23 protein-coding genes are annotated in these 14833 nt (G+C 66.0%); 18 read left to right on the forward strand and 5 right to left on the reverse strand.

The genetic code is table 11. From position 1 onward, the window contains the following. Window positions 1-35 precede the first annotated feature (35 nt). The 4 genes from P1X14_RS07665 to ruvC all read left to right on the forward strand — a co-directional run bounded on the left by P1X14_RS07665 (window position 36) and on the right by ruvC (window position 1985). A complete protein-coding gene (locus P1X14_RS07665) occupies window positions 36-275 on the forward strand; it encodes a DUF2312 domain-containing protein (RefSeq protein ID WP_169556356.1) in 240 nt (79 codons plus the stop codon). A gap of 22 nt (window positions 276-297) precedes the next feature. Continuing rightward, a complete protein-coding gene (locus tag P1X14_RS07670; protein WP_277314743.1) occupies window positions 298-624 on the forward strand; it encodes a heavy metal-binding domain-containing protein in 327 nt (108 codons plus the stop codon). Between the two features lie 19 nt (window positions 625-643). Continuing rightward, a complete protein-coding gene (locus P1X14_RS07675) occupies window positions 644-1387 on the forward strand; it encodes a YebC/PmpR family DNA-binding transcriptional regulator (protein ID WP_277314744.1) in 744 nt (247 codons plus the stop codon). 109 nt (window positions 1388-1496) lie between these two features. Further along, entirely contained in the window at window positions 1497-1985 is a 489-nt protein-coding gene (gene ruvC / locus P1X14_RS07680; protein ID WP_277314745.1) for a crossover junction endodeoxyribonuclease RuvC, read from the forward strand. A gap of 4 nt (window positions 1986-1989) precedes the next feature. Here the strand turns inward: ruvC and P1X14_RS07685 are convergent, their stop codons facing one another. Both P1X14_RS07685 and P1X14_RS07690 read right to left on the reverse strand, forming a co-directional pair. Next, window positions 1990-2403 (reverse strand): hypothetical protein, encoded by a 414-nt coding sequence (locus P1X14_RS07685; RefSeq protein ID WP_277314746.1) that lies wholly within the window; start codon window positions 2401-2403, stop codon window positions 1990-1992. A 61-nt stretch (window positions 2404-2464) separates the two neighbouring features. After that, window positions 2465-2914 carry a hypothetical protein gene (locus tag P1X14_RS07690; protein WP_277314747.1) on the reverse strand — a complete coding sequence of 150 codons (450 nt, stop codon included), beginning with the start codon at window positions 2912-2914 and terminating at the stop codon, window positions 2465-2467. A 94-nt stretch (window positions 2915-3008) separates the two neighbouring features. On the opposite strand from P1X14_RS07690, the gene ruvA reads away from it, so the two are divergent. From ruvA to P1X14_RS07760, 14 genes are all read left to right on the forward strand, one after another. After that, a complete protein-coding gene (gene ruvA / locus P1X14_RS07695; RefSeq protein ID WP_277314748.1) occupies window positions 3009-3605 on the forward strand; it encodes a Holliday junction branch migration protein RuvA in 597 nt (198 codons plus the stop codon). Window positions 3606-3686: 81 nt separating this feature from the next. Continuing rightward, window positions 3687-3989, forward strand: coding sequence for a GIY-YIG nuclease family protein (locus tag P1X14_RS07700; RefSeq protein WP_277314749.1), 303 nt, complete (start codon window positions 3687-3689; stop codon window positions 3987-3989). A 58-nt stretch (window positions 3990-4047) separates the two neighbouring features. Then, on the forward strand, window positions 4048-5070 hold the full coding sequence (ruvB, locus tag P1X14_RS07705) for a Holliday junction branch migration DNA helicase RuvB (protein ID WP_277314750.1): 1023 nt from the start codon (window positions 4048-4050) through the stop codon (window positions 5068-5070). A gap of 55 nt (window positions 5071-5125) precedes the next feature. Further along, the gene (locus P1X14_RS07710) at window positions 5126-5572 is read left to right on the forward strand and encodes a YbgC/FadM family acyl-CoA thioesterase (RefSeq protein ID WP_277314751.1); all 447 of its coding nucleotides are present in this window, start codon (window positions 5126-5128) and stop codon (window positions 5570-5572) included. Between the two features lie 7 nt (window positions 5573-5579). Continuing rightward, on the forward strand, window positions 5580-6266 hold the full coding sequence (gene tolQ / locus P1X14_RS07715; RefSeq protein ID WP_277314752.1) for a protein TolQ: 687 nt from the start codon (window positions 5580-5582) through the stop codon (window positions 6264-6266). 6 nt (window positions 6267-6272) lie between these two features. Next, on the forward strand, window positions 6273-6797 hold the full coding sequence (gene tolR / locus P1X14_RS07720) for a protein TolR (protein WP_277314753.1): 525 nt from the start codon (window positions 6273-6275) through the stop codon (window positions 6795-6797). After that, a complete protein-coding gene (locus P1X14_RS07725) occupies window positions 6766-7611 on the forward strand; it encodes a hypothetical protein (protein WP_277314754.1) in 846 nt (281 codons plus the stop codon). Before tolR ends, P1X14_RS07725 begins: the two co-directional genes overlap by 32 nt. Window positions 7612-7625: 14 nt before the next feature. Continuing rightward, window positions 7626-9002, forward strand: coding sequence for a Tol-Pal system beta propeller repeat protein TolB (tolB, locus tag P1X14_RS07730; protein ID WP_277314755.1), 1377 nt, complete (start codon window positions 7626-7628; stop codon window positions 9000-9002). Between the two features lie 70 nt (window positions 9003-9072). Further along, on the forward strand, window positions 9073-9579 hold the full coding sequence (gene pal / locus P1X14_RS07735) for a peptidoglycan-associated lipoprotein Pal (RefSeq protein WP_277314756.1): 507 nt from the start codon (window positions 9073-9075) through the stop codon (window positions 9577-9579). A gap of 141 nt (window positions 9580-9720) precedes the next feature. After that, window positions 9721-10620, forward strand: coding sequence for an SPFH domain-containing protein (locus tag P1X14_RS07740; protein ID WP_277314757.1), 900 nt, complete (start codon window positions 9721-9723; stop codon window positions 10618-10620). Between the two features lie 10 nt (window positions 10621-10630). Next, window positions 10631-10846 (forward strand): toxin-antitoxin system HicB family antitoxin, encoded by a 216-nt coding sequence (locus tag P1X14_RS07745; protein ID WP_277314758.1) that lies wholly within the window; start codon window positions 10631-10633, stop codon window positions 10844-10846. Window position 10847: 1 nt separating this feature from the next. After that, window positions 10848-11060 (forward strand): PF20097 family protein, encoded by a 213-nt coding sequence (locus P1X14_RS07750; RefSeq protein ID WP_277314759.1) that lies wholly within the window; start codon window positions 10848-10850, stop codon window positions 11058-11060. A gap of 27 nt (window positions 11061-11087) precedes the next feature. Further along, window positions 11088-11336 (forward strand): hypothetical protein, encoded by a 249-nt coding sequence (locus P1X14_RS07755; RefSeq protein WP_277314760.1) that lies wholly within the window; start codon window positions 11088-11090, stop codon window positions 11334-11336. A gap of 97 nt (window positions 11337-11433) precedes the next feature. Next, window positions 11434-11700 carry a hypothetical protein gene (locus P1X14_RS07760; RefSeq protein ID WP_277314761.1) on the forward strand — a complete coding sequence of 89 codons (267 nt, stop codon included), beginning with the start codon at window positions 11434-11436 and terminating at the stop codon, window positions 11698-11700. Here the strand turns inward: P1X14_RS07760 and P1X14_RS07765 are convergent. From P1X14_RS07765 to P1X14_RS07775, 3 genes are all read right to left on the reverse strand, one after another. Beyond that, a complete protein-coding gene (locus tag P1X14_RS07765; RefSeq protein ID WP_277314762.1) occupies window positions 11697-12542 on the reverse strand; it encodes a S1/P1 nuclease in 846 nt (281 codons plus the stop codon). The two genes, P1X14_RS07760 and P1X14_RS07765, sit on opposite strands and share 4 nt — an antisense overlap. Before the next feature lie 71 nt (window positions 12543-12613). After that, entirely contained in the window at window positions 12614-13561 is a 948-nt protein-coding gene (locus P1X14_RS07770) for an isoaspartyl peptidase/L-asparaginase (protein WP_277314763.1), read from the reverse strand. A gap of 35 nt (window positions 13562-13596) precedes the next feature. Next, on the reverse strand, window positions 13597-14772 hold the full coding sequence (locus P1X14_RS07775) for an acyltransferase family protein (RefSeq protein WP_277314764.1): 1176 nt from the start codon (window positions 14770-14772) through the stop codon (window positions 13597-13599). Window positions 14773-14833: the final 61 nt, after the last annotated feature.

Below are 14833 nucleotides of genomic sequence, written 5' to 3' on the forward strand. Positions count from 1 at the left end.
CCATCCTTCCACATAGATTCGAGAGCGGACTTTCCATGAGCGACAATATTTCGGCCGAGCAGCTGCGTCTTTTCATCGAGCGCATCGAGCGGCTGGAGGAAGAGAAGAAGGGCATCGCCGACGACATCAAGGACGTCTATGGCGAAGCCAAGTCGACCGGGTTCGACGTGAAGACGATGCGTTCGATCGTCCGCCTGCGGAAGATGGAAAAGCATCATCGCGACGAGGCCGAGGCGCTGCTCGAAACCTACAAGAACGCGCTCGGCCTGAGCTGAGCCCGAAGCGACGGGAGGCGGCATGATCCTGACCACCACCAGCACGCTCGATGGCCGTCAGGTGACGCGCTATCACGGCATCGTCACCGCCGAGGTAATCCTGGGCGCGAACATCTTCCGCGATCTGTTCGCGGGGATCCGCGACATCGTCGGCGGGCGTTCGGGCAGCTATGAGAAGCCGCTGCGCGATGCGCGCCGCACCGCGCTCGAGGAGCTGTCGGCCGAAGCGCGCGACCTGGGCGCCAACGGGGTGATCGGGATCGATTTCGACTATGAAGTGATCGGCAAGAACGGATCGATGCTGATGGTGTCCGCATCGGGCACCGCGGTGACGGTCAGCGGCGTCTGAACGGGCAAGAGAGTTTCCAATGGCAGGCCATTCCAAATTCAAGAACATCATGCACCGCAAGGGTGCGCAGGATAAGAAGCGTTCGAACCTGTTCTCGAAGCTGAGCCGCGAAATCACCGTGGCGGCGAAGATGGGCATGCCCGATCCGGACATGAACCCGCGCCTGCGCGCCGCGGTCAACGCGGCCAAGGCGCAGTCGATGCCCAAGGACAATATCCAGCGTTCGATCGACAAGGCGACCAAGGGCGACGCGGAGAATTACGAGGAGATCCGCTACGAGGCGTTCGGCCCGGGCGGCGTTTCGTTGATCATCGAGACGCTGACCGACAACCGCAACCGCACCGTGACGAACGTGCGCACCGCGATCTCCAAGAATGGCGGCAATCTCGGCGCGCCGGGTTCGGTCAGCCATGCCTTCGACCGGATGGGCCTGATCAACTATCCGGCCAAGGCGGGTGACGCTGACAAGGTGTTCGAAGCGGCACTGGAAGCCGGTGCCGAGGATGTCTCGTCGAGCGAGGACGGCCACGAAATCTGGACCGCGGTGGGCGACCTGCACGAAGTCGCCAAGGCGCTCGAGCCGGTGCTGGGCGAAGCCGAAGGCGCGAAGCTCGCCTGGCGCCCGCAGACGATGGTCGCGGTCGACGAAGGCGATGCGGGTACTCTGCTCAAGCTGATCGACGTGCTGGACGACGATGACGACGTCCAGACCGTGTGGGGCAATTACGAAGTCTCGGACGAAGTGATGGAGAAGCTGGGTTGATGTGGTTCCCCTCCCGCTTGCGGGAGGGGTTAGGGGAGGGCCTGTCCTTCCCCGTCATCGCCCGTTCTCACGCCCTCCCCCGACCCCTCCCGCAAGCGGGAGGGGGGATTTGATCCTTCTCGGCCTCGATCCCGGGCTCGGTACCACGGGCTGGGGGCTGATCCGTGCCGATGGCAATCGCCTCAGCCATATCGCCAATGGACGGCTGAAGACCGAGACCGCAGCGCCGCTCCCGCGCCGCCTCGCGCATCTCGACGCGCAGCTTGCCGCGCTGATCGCGGACCGCAATCCCGATGCCGCCGCGGTCGAGGAAGTGTTCGTCAATTCCAACCCGCAATCGACGCTGAAGCTGGGTCAGGCGCGCGGCGTGGTGATCTGCGCGGCGGCGCGGGTGGGGATCGATGTCGGCGAATATGCCGCGCGGCTGGTGAAAAAGGCGGTGGTCGGCAACGGCAATGCGGAGAAGGCACAGGTCCACGCGATGGTCGCGCGGCTGCTTCCGGGCGTGAAGATCGACGGCCCCGATGCTGCGGACGCACTGGCCGTCGCGATCTGCCACGCGCATCACATGGCGAGCGCGCGGCGACTGGTGATCTGACGCCCTAGTTGAAGATCTCCGCGGTCTCTTCGGCGTCGAACTTGCCTGTACGCAGCGTCGCGGCACCGCGGATGCCGTTGATCACGACGACCAGCAGAATAGCGTTGATGATGATCCCGCCGATCGAGACCGACATCACGCTGCCGAGAAGGATCAGCAGCAGGATCAGCGCGGTGGCGCTTCCCGAGATCAGCCCCTTGCCCGATCGCATGCGGATGCCCGCGAACAGCGAGACGGAGAGTTGGGTGAGCGAGAGCAGGCCCACCAGCGCAGGAACGCTGCCGTTCTGGATGAAGGGCCAAGTCGTCGCTAGGCTGATCCCGGCCAAGCCCGCTGCGATGAAGCAGGCGAAGCTGCCCGTCTGCGCGGCGCCCAGCGCGCCGTCCTCGGTCGTCAGATCGGTATCCCAAAGTGCCATGCCGCATCCCCCTTTTGCGCGGCACTCAGCCTAGCATCGCTGTCCCCGCCGTCGAGGGGTCTCAGGCGGCCAGCGCGAAGACTGGCCCCTCGCCATCGTCATTGGCGGCCGGCTTGCCGGGGCGCCGGGTCCGGCGCGTGCGAGGTGTGCGGGCGCGGGCAAGCCAGTGCGACAGCGTCGTGCGGACCGCGCGCCATCCCCCGGCCGAAGCCGCGGCGACAAAGGCGATGGCGACATCGACCATCACCGTCAGGTCGATCATCGCCAGCGCGGCGGTCAGCTCGGGCAGCGCCATGCTGTAGATCAGCACGCCTTCGTGCCCGATCACCCACCATGCGGCGAACGCGGTGACGATCAGCACGGTCGCGGCCAGCACGGTCTGGCGGCGGATGCGGGAAAGCGTGGCGGCGGGCTTCGCCACCAGCCAGCGGTGCAGCACGTCGCCCACCGGCGTTCCGCGCGCGGCGGCCAGTGCCGCCCACAATGCGATCATCCCCGCCAGCAACGTCATGCGTCCACCCTCCCTTTCCCTCGAAATGGGAAGGATCGCCGCGATTACCAGAGGAGGGGATGACGGCGGAACAAAAGGGGGTTAAGCCGGTGTCATGATCGCCCATCTTCATGGCAAGCTCGCCGCGACCGGCATGGATCACGCGGTGATCGACGTGAACGGCGTGGGCTATCTGGTCGGCGCCTCGGCGAAGACGCTCGACGCGCTGGGCGCCGTTGGCGAAGCGGTGACGGTGCATACCGAGATGCTGGTCAGCGAGGATTCGATCCGGTTGATGGGCTTTGCCAGCGCCGAGGAGCGCGACTGGTTCAAGCTGCTGACCTCGGTGCAGGGCGTAGGGGCCAAGGTGGCGCTGGCCATCCTCTCGATCTTCGCGCCTGCGGAGCTCCAGACCGCCATCGCCCGCGCGGATTCGGCGATGATCGCCCGCGCCAACGGCGTCGGCCCGAAACTGGCCCAGCGCATCGCTAACGAATTGCGCGACAAGGCCGGCGGCATTGCGACCGGCGGGGTTGGTGCGGCGGCGGCGCCCACGGCTGGCGCAGCGAAGGATGCGGTGTCGGCGCTGCTCAACCTGGGCTTCAAGCCCGCCGAGGCGAGCGGGGCGGTGAGCGCCGCGAACGATGAACTGGGCCCGGGCGCGACGCTGGACGCGCTGGTGCGGCTGGCGCTGCGGAAGGCGGCGAAGTGAGTCCTTTCCTTTTCCGTCATGCTGAACTTGTTTCAGCATCCATCTGTCCGCGCGCATCGTCGGTGAGGGGAGAGGGTGTCGATGGCCAAACAGCCCTGCGTGTACCTGCTCGCGAGCCAGCGGCTGGGTACGATCTATATCGGCGTGACTTCGGATCTGATCGCGCGCCTGTATCAACATCGAACTGGCGCGGTTCCCGGCTTCACCGCGCGATATGCAGTTCATCGCCTCGTTCGCTACGAGTTCTGCGCGACGATGGAAGAAGCGATCGCGCGCGAGAAACAGCTCAAGCGTTGGCACCGGCAATGGAAGATCAATCTGATCGAAAGCGAGAATCCGGAATGGGTGGACCTAGCGGTGGCGCTTGGTCTGGAGCCGCTTTGATGTCGCTGGTTGCGCAATGGATGCTGAAACAAGTTCAGCATGACGGTGGGGTTTGGGCATGACCGACACCGACCGCCTCATCGTCCCCCAGCGCCGTGCCGAGGACATGGACGCCGCGCTGCGCCCCAAGACCCTCGACGAATTCGTCGGGCAGAAGGCCGCGCGCGAGAATCTCCGCGTGTTCGTCGAGGCTGCCAAGTCGCGTGGCGAGGCGCTGGATCATGTTCTCTTCTTTGGCCCACCGGGTCTCGGCAAGACCACGCTGGCGCAGATCATCGCGCGCGAGATGGGCGTCGGGTTCCGCGCCACCTCGGGTCCGGTCATCGCCAAGTCGGGCGATCTCGCGGCGCTGCTGACCAATCTCGAGGATGGCGACGTCCTCTTCATCGACGAGATCCACCGGCTCAATCCGGCAGTCGAGGAAGTGCTCTATCCGGCGATGGAGGATCGTGCGCTGGACCTGATGATCGGCGAGGGGCCGTCGGCGCGCAGCGTCCGCATCGATCTGCCGCGCTTCACGCTGGTCGGCGCCACCACGCGGCAGGGGCTGCTGACGCAACCGCTGCGGGATCGCTTCGGCATCCCGGTGCGGCTCAATTTCTACACGATCGACGAACTGGAACATGTCGTCAGCCGCGCCGCGCGTCTGCTCGATCTGCATGTCGCCGAGGATGGCGCGCGCGAGATCGCGAAACGCTCGCGCGGCACCCCGCGCATCGCCGGCCGCCTGCTGCGCCGCGTCCGCGATTTCGCCAACGTACTCGGTGAGCCGACCGTTCATGCCAAGGTTGCGGATTCGGCGCTGACCCGGCTCGAAGTCGATGCGCTGGGCCTCGATGCGATGGACCGGCGCTATCTGATGATGATCGCCGACATCTATCGCGGTGGGCCGGTGGGCGTGGAGACGCTGGCCGCGGGCCTCAGCGAGCCGCGCGACACGATCGAGGAAGTGATCGAGCCGTACCTGATCCAGATCGGCATGATCGCGCGGACCGCGCGCGGGCGCTGCCTCAACGGCATGGCGTGGAAGCATCTGGGCCTCGATCCGCCCGCAACCGCGCAGGACGGGCTGTTCGACTGAGTTTTACGCCCGTTTGCCTTCCATCCGAAACGATCCGCCGTTAGGGGCAGGTCATATGGACGTTCTGCAAGCCCTAGGCCGCTTCCACGGCCCCGAGCATCATTTTGTCCTGCGTGTCTATTTCGAGGACACCGATCTGACCGGTGTGGTCTATCACGCCAATTATCTGCGGTTCATGGAGCGCGCCCGCTCCGATATGCTGCTGGCTGCCGGGATCGATCAGCGCGCGGTGTTCGAGGCAGGCGAGGGCGCTTACGCAATCGCCACGCTCGCCATCAAATATCGCGTGCCGGCCCGTCTCGGCGACGAACTCACGGTCGTCAGCCACCTGAAGCGTTTGCGCGCCGCTTCGGTGGATATTCATCAACGAGTCATGCGTAGGGATACCATAGTGGCCGAGGCAGAGGTCGAGGCGGCGTTCGTCTCCCCGACCGGGCGGCCGCGGCGTCAGCCGTCCGATTGGATGGCGGCATTCGCGCCACTGGTGGGCAAGGGGAATTGAGCCGGACATGGATTTTCTGAACAACGCCGACCCGATGTCGCTTACCGGCCTGATCCTGCAGGCCCATTGGATCGTGAAGGTCGTGATGGCCGGACTGTTCCTGGCCAGCCTGTGGAGCTGGGCGATCATCGTCAGCTTCGGCTTCAAGATCGCCAGCGTCCGCAAGGCCATCGAGAAGTTCGACGGCGAGTATCGCGAGGCCGACGATATCGACGAGTTCCACCGCCGCGTGGCGGGCCGGGACCAGCCGATCGCGCGCGTCTTCTCGGCGGGCGTCACCGAATGGCGCCGCTCGACCTCGGGCAAGGCGATCGACCGCGAAGGCACGCGTGAGCGTCTCGCGACCGCAATGGGTGCGACCATCGCCAACGAGATCGACCGGCTGGCGGACCGGCTGAACTTCCTCGCCACCGTCGGCGCGGTCGCGCCGTTCGTCGGCCTGTTCGGCACTGTGGTCGGCATCATGAACAGCTTCATCGGCATCGCGGGCGCGGAAAGCTCGTCGATCGCGGTGGTGGCGCCGGGCATCGCCGAGGCGCTGTTCGCCACCGCCATCGGTCTGGGCGCGGCGATCCCGTCGGTCATCGCCTACAATGCGTTCAGCCACCGCATCAATCGCGTCGAGCAGCGGCTGAACCGCTTCGCCGACGGGTTCCACGCGACGCTCAGCCGCCGGCTCGAGCTGGAAGCGTAAGCCGCGATGGGGATGCACCTTCCCTCGAAGCGCGGCCGCGGCCGGCGCTCGCCGATGGCGGAAATCAACGTCACGCCGCTGGTCGACGTGATGCTGGTGCTGCTGATCATCTTCATGGTCACCGCGCCGCTGCTCAACGCCGGCGTTCCGGTGAACCTGCCGGAGAGCAAGGCCAAGGCGCTGGAGCAGGATGCCAAGCCGGTGCAGATCACCGTCGAGGCCACCGGCCAGGTCTATATCGATTCGGTGCCGGTCGCGGATGCGATGCTGGGTAGCGAGCTCGAGCGGCTGGCCAAGCAGCCCAACGAGGACGGCAAGCCGCCGCTGATCTTCCTGCGTGCCGATCAGGCGCTCGATTACGGCAAGGTGATGCGCGTGATGGGCGAGCTGAACCGCGCCGGGCTGAACCGCGTGTCGCTGGTCACCAATTCGAGCAGCTCGAAGAAGGCGGATGCGTCTGCGTCGAAGGACGCCAATGCGGGCGCCCCGAAGGCCGCCGGTGCCGACGCGCCCAAGGACGCCAAGAAGTGATGCGGAGGGTGACCTGATCCGCGGTTCGGAATGGGGCGGCCTCGCGGTCGCGATCGTCGGTCATGTCGGTCTGGCGGCGCTATTGCTGTTCTTCGCTGCTTCGAGCGAGGATGAAAGCAAGCCGCGCAACGATCCGATTCAAGTGTCGCTGACCGATGAGGTCGGGCTGGTCAGCGCCGCGCCCGATCCCAGTCCCGAACCGCCTGCGCCCAAGGCGGGCGACGAAGTCGTGCAGCCCGACGATAGCGAGATCGCACCGCCCGAGGACAAGCCCGAACCGGCCAAGCCTGCGCCGGAAAAGCCCAAGCCCGCGCCCGCACCCGATCCGCGCGAACGCTCGCGCCCGGACCGTCCGTCGACCAATTCGTCGAGCAACAGCCAGCGCCAGAACAACCGCCGCAACACGCGCGGTCTGGAAGGCCTCGATATCTCGGGTCCGGCCGAGGAGAAGACCGACGGTAAGGGCAGCAAGGCCCAGGCGACGATGACCGGCCCGGCGCTGCAGAACATCACCTCGGCGGTACTCCGTCAGGTCCAGCCCTGCGCGGACCGGCAGAATATCCCCGCGGCCGAAGCCGAATCGATCATCGCGATCGTCCAGCTGCGGCTGAAGCCCACCGGCGCGCTGGAGAGCATCCGCATCCTGCGTCATGAAGGCGTCAACGATGCGAACCAGCGCTACGTCACCCGCGTCGACGATGCGGTGGAGGCGATCTTCAAGGGCTGTACCCCGCTCCGCGGCCTTCCGCCGGAGCTTTATGATGTAAAGGACGGCTGGAACCGGCTGACCTTCCGATACCAGTTGACCCGATAAGTGTGGAGATGACGATGCGAAAGCTCATGATAATCGGCGCGGCGTTCTTCGCCCTGTCCGGTGCGGCCCATGCGCAGGCGCAGACGCCGCCGGTCGCCACCCCGACGCCCACGCCGGGCGACGACGAAGGCCCGATCATCGATCTGCGCGGCGGCCAGCGCAGCGAGCTGCCGATCATCATCCCGGTGATGCCGACCAACGCATCGGTCTCCACCCCCGCGGGCAGCACCGACGATCTCGGCCGCCAGCTGGCCAAGGTGATCGACGACGATCTGCGCAACACCGGCATCTTCAAGACGGTGGGGCCGACCGCGGCGCGCCCGATCGCCTATTCGGAAGTCAATTCGCCCAATTACGACAGCTGGAGCGCGTACGCTTCGCAGGCGCTGGTGCAGGGCTATGTCCGCGCCAATGGCAACGGCACGCTGACTGTGGGCTGCTATGTCTATGACGTGGCGTCGCAGCGCGAACTGATCCGCGAAGGCTTTGTCGTGTCGCCCGGCGAGTGGCGCCGCGCGGGGCACAAATGCGCCGACGCCATCTATTCGCGCCTCACCGGCGACGGCCCCTATTTCGACAGCCAGGTCGTCTATGTTGCCGAGCGCGGCCCCAAGAACCGCCGCATCAAGCAGCTGGCGATCATGGATCAGGACGGCGCCAATCACCGATTCCTGACCAATGGCCAGACGATCGTGCTGACGCCGCGCTTCTCGCCGGACCAGAGCCGCATCGTCTATATGAGCTATGAGCAGCGCAAGCCGGCGATCTACATCTACACGATGGGCACGCGGCGCTCGCACCTCGTCGCGTCGAACGTGAACCTAAACTTCGCGCCGCGCTTCTCGCCGGACGGGCGCTGGGTGCTGTTCTCGATGGCGGTGAACGGCAATGTCGACCTTTACCGCGTCAGTTCGGCCGGGGGCGGCACGCCGCAGCGGCTGACCAATGCGCCGGGCATCGATACCGGCGGCAGCTATTCGCCGGATGGCAGCAAGATCGTGTTCGAGAGCGATCGCGGCGGGCGCCAGCAGCTCTACATCATGAATGCCGACGGCTCGAACCAGAACCGGATCAGCTTCGGCGGCGGCACCTATGGCACCCCGGCCTGGTCGCCGCGCGGCGACCTGATCGCCTTCACCCGGATGGGTGGCGGCGCGTTCCGCATCGGCGTGATGAGCCCGAACGGGCAGGGCGAAAAGCTGCTGACCAACAGCTGGGGCGACGAAGGCCCGAGCTGGGCGCCGAACGGACGCGTGCTGATGTTCTTCCGCTCCGCACAGGGTTCGGGACGTCCCGATCTGTGGTCGGTCGACGTCAATGCGGGCCATTCGCGGCGGATTCCGACCCCGATTGACGGATCCGATCCCAGTTGGGGACCGATTCGCCCCTGAAACGTTGTAGCAATCATGCTATACCCACCGAAGACGGGCTTCTGACCATATAGCCAAAGAGGAGACGAAAATGGCCAAGATCCTGACCAGCGCGGTGCTGGGCGTCGCGCTGATCGCGACTTCAGCATGCACCAAGAAGCCGCCGGTGACGGCGGTACCGCCCAGCGAGGAAGGCCCGGTCGTCGATAATGGCGGCAATGGCGACGATATTGCGGGACCGCTCAACGATCGCTTCAAGCGCGAAGTTGCCAGCGACACCGTGCATTTCGGGCTCGACCAGTATGACCTGGATCCCGAGGCGCGTTCGATCCTCGACAGCCAGGCACGCTGGCTGGTGGCCAATCCGCAGGCACGCGTGACCCTCGAGGGTCATTGCGACGAGCGTGGCACCCGCGAGTATAACCTCGCGCTGGGCGATCGCCGTGCGAACGCTGCGAAGAACTATCTTGCCGCGCGCGGCGTCTCGCCGAGCCGGATCACCACGATCAGCTATGGCAAGGAACGCCCGATCGCGCTCGGCTCGGACGAGCAGAGCTGGGCGGCGAACCGCCGTGCGGTGACCATCGTCGTCAACTGATCCCTTTGGTCAGAACAACTGGAAGGCCGCCGGAGCACCCGCTCCGGCGGCCTTTTCGTTTCTGCATTCCTCCCCCTGCGATTCCGCTTGACCCGCGCCCGGAACGATATAAATACGATATCATAATTACGGGAGGTTATGATGACGGATATCCAGGGCGGCGCACCTGCGCTCAGGCAGAGCAGCGAAAGTTCCGCCAGCACCACCAGCGGTTACGGCATGCTCGCCGTGATGCTGATCGCGCTGGCCGCGATCCCCTTTTCGGCGGTCTATGTCGGGGAACAGGACTGGGCGCCCTGGGTGATGATCCCGGCGATCCTGGTGCTCACCTTCGTCTCGGTCGGCTTCTATCTGCTGCAGCCCAACCAGGCGGTCGTGATCACCCTGTTCGGCGACTATAAGGGCACCGATCGCACCACCGGCCTGCGCTGGACCTGGCCGTGGATGATCAAGAAGAAGCTGTCGGTGCGCGCCAACAACATCATTTCCGAGCGGATCAAGGTCAACGATCTGCGCGGCAATCCGATCGAGATGGCGGCGCAGGTGGTGTGGCGCGTGACGGACTCGGCGCAGGCGCTGTTCGACGTCGACGATTACAAGGCGTTCGTGAACGTCCAGATCGAGGCTGCGGTCCGCACCATCGGCTCGCGCTATCCCTATGACGATTTCGAGCATCAGGAAGTGACGCTGCGCGGCAATCACGATCAGGTCGGCGGCGAGCTTCGCCTCGAACTGATCGAGCGGCTGAAGGTGGCGGGCATCACCGTCGACGAATGCGGCTTCACCCATCTGGCCTATGCGCAGGAAATCGCCGGGGCGATGCTTCGCCGCCAGCAGGCGCAAGCCGTGGTCGCGGCGCGCCAGACGCTTGTCGAAGGCGCGGTCGGCATGGTCGAGATGGCGCTGTCGATGCTCAGCGAGAAGAATGTGGTCGAGCTCGACGACGAGCGCCGCGCGGCGATGGTCTCGAACCTGATGGTGGTGCTGTGCGGCGAGCGCGACACCCAGCCGATCGTCAACGCCGGGTCGCTCTACCAGTAAGGCGGGACAGGTGTCGGCTCCCCCCAAAAAGGCGTTTCCGCTCCGCCTCGATCCCGCGCTCTACGCGGCGATCGAGCGGTCGGCGGCGACCGATCTGCGCAGCGTCAACGCCCAGGTCGAATGCCTGCTGCGCGAGGCGCTGGGCAAGCGCGGCGTGAAGCTGAGCGACCCGGTGCGCGCCAAGCGCGGACGGCCGCCCAAGGACGCCGCATCGAAGGAGGAATGAGATGCGTTCGAATGCATGCCCCAAATGCCAGGGATCGATGACCCAGGGCTTCGTGCTCGCCGAAACGCAGGGGATGAAGACGGTCAGCAGCTGGGTCGAAGGCTCGCCGGTCAAGGGCTGGTTCGGGGTGAAGCTGGGCAAGCGGGTGACGCACGAGATCCAGAGCTGGCGCTGCACCCGCTGCGGCTATCTCGAAAATTACGCGAAGGGCTGAAGCCGACCGCGGAAAGGGGGAACAGCGATGAATGAGGATGCATGGTTCGTCCGCCGCGGCAGGGGATGGCTGATCTCGATCCGCCCGCGCCGCTGGCAGGGCTGGCTGATCACCGCGCTCTATGCCGGGATCGTGCTGCTGCTCGCCAATGTGGTCAAGTCCGCGCCCAGGGCGCTGCTCTGGGTCTGGCCAGTGGTGATTGCCGCGTTGACGCTGGTCTTCGTCGTCACCGCCTATCGCCTGTCGGAACCCGAGAAACCGGAAGGAGGAAAGTGATGATGTTCATGACGGTCCATGCGAAGCCCGAGCGCGTGAAGCTGCTGGCGGCGATTGCGGTCGCGATGATCGGGATCGGCGCCGGGGTGATGTTCCTGTGAGCGTGCGCGAGATGCGCGAATGGTATCGCGCGCGGCCCGGCTACTGGTTCCGGCCCAAACGCTATGGCTGGGGCGCGACCCCGGTGACGTGGCAGGGCTGGGCAGCGACGTTCGCGCTGATCGCGTCGGCGGTGCTGATCGGCAGCTATGCGCAGGGGCTGGGCATGATCCGTTTCGCCCTGCTGGTGCCGCTGGTCCTCGGCTTCCTCCTGCTGTGCCGGGCGAAGACCGATGGCGAGTGGCGCTGGCGCTGGGGCGGCTAGCCCAGCGTCTCGTCCAGCAACCGGGCAAGGCGCAGGCCACCGCGGATCACTTGTAGCCGCGAAGGCTCGACCAGCTTCTCGATCGTGGCGTCGTCCAGCCTCACGCGCTGCGGGATCGGGCCGCACGGATCGCCGCCCAGAGCGCTCGCATAGGTGACGTCGCGGGCGATGGCCCAGCTTTCGCGGCTCCAGTCCTCCACCGTCCCGCCATTGATCGCGGCGCGCTCGGCGGGCGTGTAGAGGCGGATCAGCGAAGGCGGGGTCGAGATGGCGCGCTCGGCCAGCCAGCCGTCCCAGATGCTGTGCAGGTTCAGCCGCTCTGGCGCGTAGAGGCCGTATGCGGCGCGGACGCGGTTGCCGCCCAGATCGTCATGATCCCCGGCATGCAGCGGCATGTGCACATCGCCGACGAAATGGATCAGGAAGGCCAGCGCCTGAATGCGTTCGCGCAACGGCACCTTGGGGTCCTTGAGCAGCTTCACGTCGCGATCGATCTGCGCCGACACGCAATTGCCGTCGCGGCACGCGCTCTTCAGGTCGAACGGCTTGCAGACATTGACGTTCTGATAGTGCCACGAACTCGCATAGCTGAAGCGCGCGCCCAGCTTCTTGATGCAGTCCGCCCATACGCTGGCTTCCTCGACAGTACGCGCCGGGCATTCGGGCGTGTCGAGCATCGACGAGCGCGCGAGCATCCGCGCGATCTCGGCCCGCGTCTCGGGCGTCACATTGCGATAGGCGATCTGCGCGACCGTCTCGTGCCCATATTCCCAATAGGCGAAGGCCGGGGTGGGGAGCAGGGCGACAAGTGCTGCGAACAGCGGGAGAAGGGCGCGAATCATGCGATTCCCGCTACTCTCCTCTTCTGCGCCGCGAAAGCCGCGACGCGTTTCCGTTGCGTTTCAGCGGCGGCTCACTGCTCGCCGTAGAACTCGACCACGCGCTCGCCATTGGACGAGGCCTTGCCGCGGTACATGCCGGGCGTGTTGAAGCTCCACGCCATCTCGCCGGTCGGGCCGGTGACGATCACGCCGCCGGTGCCGCCCAGCTCGCGGGTCTCGGCCATCACCGTGTCGGCCGCCTGCTTCAGCGTCTCGCCCTTGAAGCGGACGCGTGCGCAGATCTCGTGTGCCACGCCTTCGCGGATGAAATATTCGCCGGCGCCGGTGGCCGAGACCGCACAGGCGCGATTGTCGGCATAGGTGCCGGCGCCGATGATCGGGGAGTCGCCGATCCGGCCCCAGCGTTTGCCGGTCAGCCCGCCGGTCGAAGTGGCGGCGGCGACATTGCCCTGACTGTCCATCGCGACCGCGCCGACCGTGCCGTACTTCAAATCGACATCGAACCAGTTCGCCTGGCGCGCCTTGAGTTCGTCGAGCTGGCGGCGGCGCTCGGGCGTGCCGAACCAGCTATTCTCGACCTGCTCCAGCCCCTGTTCGCGCGCAAACTGGTCCGCGCCTGCGCCGCTCAGCATGACGTGGGGGCTATGCTCCATCACCGCGCGGGCGAGCGCTACGGGATGCCTCGTGGTGGTCGAACCCGCGATCGATCCGGCGGCGCGGGTGCGGCCGTCCATGATCGAGCTGTCCAGCTCGTTGATCCCGTCCCAGGTGAACACCGCGCCGCGTCCGGCGTTGAAATGCGGATCGTCTTCCAGAACCTGAACCGCCGCCTGCACCGCGTCGAGCGCGCTGCCGCCATTGGCCAGCACCTTGCTGCCCGCCTCCAGCGCAGCCTCGAGTCCCGTGCGGACCCCGGCTTCCTGTTCGGGCGTAACCCGGCTCTTCTCGATGATCCCGGCGCCGCCATGGATCACCAGGGTCCATTTGGGGCGCTCCTGCGCATTTGCGGGGGACGTCATCAGCAAGGCTCCGAGCAGAAACAGGAAGAGGCGCATCACGGCACTCCCATGGGTTGCGCGGCTGCCTTAGCAGATCGCTTGCTCCGTGCCAGCCGCAGCCCGATCAGCGGACGAAGTAACGGGACTTCGCGGCCAGTCAGATAGAATGCCCAGCATCCCGCAACGGTTGCGGCGACGAGGATTGCGAACTCCACGCCCGGCGACAGCGCGAAGGGCAGCAGCCACCATCCCGCCAGCACGATGATCGACTGATGGATGATGTAGAAGGGGAACACCGCCTCGGTCAGCATCGGCCGCCATTCATGGTCGCGGTTCCAGTAGCGGTCGGCGATCCCGATCAGCGCCACCACCGTGCACCAGCCCTGCACCAGCCGCGCGCCGCGGAACAGGATCGCCAATTCGATGGGCGCGCGGCTATTGCCCGGCCATGCGATCTCGATCCCCGCGACGACGGCATAGGCAGCCAGCGCGATGACCGCCGCGACCTTCCACCAGCAGCGGATCGCACCCCATGTCCCCGGCGCGTCGCGCAGGAAGAAGCCGAAGACGAATGCCGGGAAATACATGCGGTGCGCGACCATGTCGTCGACCAGCGCATGGGTCTCCTTCGCGTCGGTTCCGCTGATTGCCATGTGCACGCCCAGCCAGGCGATCGGCACGATCAGCAGTCCCGGCCCGCTCAGCAGATCGTCGATGAAGCGCGCGAAGCTTTCCTGCGCGCGCGCCGGGGTCAGCGCCAGGATCGCCACCGCCAGCATCGTATAGACCCACAGATAGACGACGAACCACAGATGCTGCCACGTCGGCACGACGATCCCGTAGATCGCGGCGAAGCGGAAATAGTCGGTCGTCCAGAAATGCGTATAGCCATGGGTATAGCCATGCTTGAACATCAGTTCGATCCAGGGCTGGACCGGGATCAGGAAGATCATCGCGAACACGAGCGGGACCAGCAGCCGTGCCGCGCGCGAGACGATGAATGCCCGCACGCTCTCCCGCCCGAACAGCGCCGCGCTGGCATAGCCCGCGACGACGAACAGCAAGGGCAGCCGCCACGCATTCGCCGCCAGCATCGGCACCGCCACCCAGTCGAGCGGCTGTGCGGTCTTCACGTGCCAGTCCCATGGCACGAAGAACATGCCGATATGATAGAGGATCAGCAGCGCGAACGCGCCGATCCGCAGCCAGTCCATCCCGTAATGCCGGTCCATCCGATCGCTCCCATTGCCGATTGCGGCGATGGCTAGCGGGCGGCCCGCGCTGCCTCTATCG

This window comes from Sphingomonas sp. AOB5 (assembly GCF_029433115.1).
Taxonomy (GTDB): domain Bacteria; phylum Pseudomonadota; class Alphaproteobacteria; order Sphingomonadales; family Sphingomonadaceae; genus Sphingomonas.

Bases quoted from the DNA above. Each gene is read 5' to 3' on its own strand.
- ruvB (WP_277314750.1), top strand. From the start codon at position 4,048: ATGACCGACACCGACCGCCTCATCGTCCCCCAGCGCCGTGCCGAGGAC.
- ruvA (WP_277314748.1), top strand. From the start codon at position 3,009: ATGATCGCCCATCTTCATGGCAAGCTCGCCGCGACCGGCATGGATCAC.
- P1X14_RS07710 (WP_277314751.1), top strand. From the start codon at position 5,126: ATGGACGTTCTGCAAGCCCTAGGCCGCTTCCACGGCCCCGAGCATCAT.
- P1X14_RS07770 (WP_277314763.1), bottom strand. From the start codon at position 13,561: ATGACGTCCCCCGCAAATGCGCAGGAGCGCCCCAAATGGACCCTGGTG.
- P1X14_RS07665 (WP_169556356.1), top strand. From the start codon at position 36: ATGAGCGACAATATTTCGGCCGAGCAGCTGCGTCTTTTCATCGAGCGC.
- P1X14_RS07700 (WP_277314749.1), top strand. From the start codon at position 3,687: ATGGCCAAACAGCCCTGCGTGTACCTGCTCGCGAGCCAGCGGCTGGGT.
- P1X14_RS07750 (WP_277314759.1), top strand. From the start codon at position 10,848: ATGCGTTCGAATGCATGCCCCAAATGCCAGGGATCGATGACCCAGGGC.
- tolB (WP_277314755.1), top strand. From the start codon at position 7,626: ATGCGAAAGCTCATGATAATCGGCGCGGCGTTCTTCGCCCTGTCCGGT.
- P1X14_RS07765 (WP_277314762.1), bottom strand. From the start codon at position 12,542: ATGATTCGCGCCCTTCTCCCGCTGTTCGCAGCACTTGTCGCCCTGCTC.
- P1X14_RS07690 (WP_277314747.1), bottom strand. From the start codon at position 2,914: ATGACGTTGCTGGCGGGGATGATCGCATTGTGGGCGGCACTGGCCGCC.
- pal (WP_277314756.1), top strand. From the start codon at position 9,073: ATGGCCAAGATCCTGACCAGCGCGGTGCTGGGCGTCGCGCTGATCGCG.
- P1X14_RS07670 (WP_277314743.1), top strand. From the start codon at position 298: ATGATCCTGACCACCACCAGCACGCTCGATGGCCGTCAGGTGACGCGC.
- P1X14_RS07755 (WP_277314760.1), top strand. From the start codon at position 11,088: ATGAATGAGGATGCATGGTTCGTCCGCCGCGGCAGGGGATGGCTGATC.
- P1X14_RS07775 (WP_277314764.1), bottom strand. From the start codon at position 14,772: ATGGACCGGCATTACGGGATGGACTGGCTGCGGATCGGCGCGTTCGCG.
- tolR (WP_277314753.1), top strand. From the start codon at position 6,273: ATGGGGATGCACCTTCCCTCGAAGCGCGGCCGCGGCCGGCGCTCGCCG.
- P1X14_RS07675 (WP_277314744.1), top strand. From the start codon at position 644: ATGGCAGGCCATTCCAAATTCAAGAACATCATGCACCGCAAGGGTGCG.
- P1X14_RS07685 (WP_277314746.1), bottom strand. From the start codon at position 2,403: ATGGCACTTTGGGATACCGATCTGACGACCGAGGACGGCGCGCTGGGC.
- P1X14_RS07740 (WP_277314757.1), top strand. From the start codon at position 9,721: ATGACGGATATCCAGGGCGGCGCACCTGCGCTCAGGCAGAGCAGCGAA.
- tolQ (WP_277314752.1), top strand. From the start codon at position 5,580: ATGGATTTTCTGAACAACGCCGACCCGATGTCGCTTACCGGCCTGATC.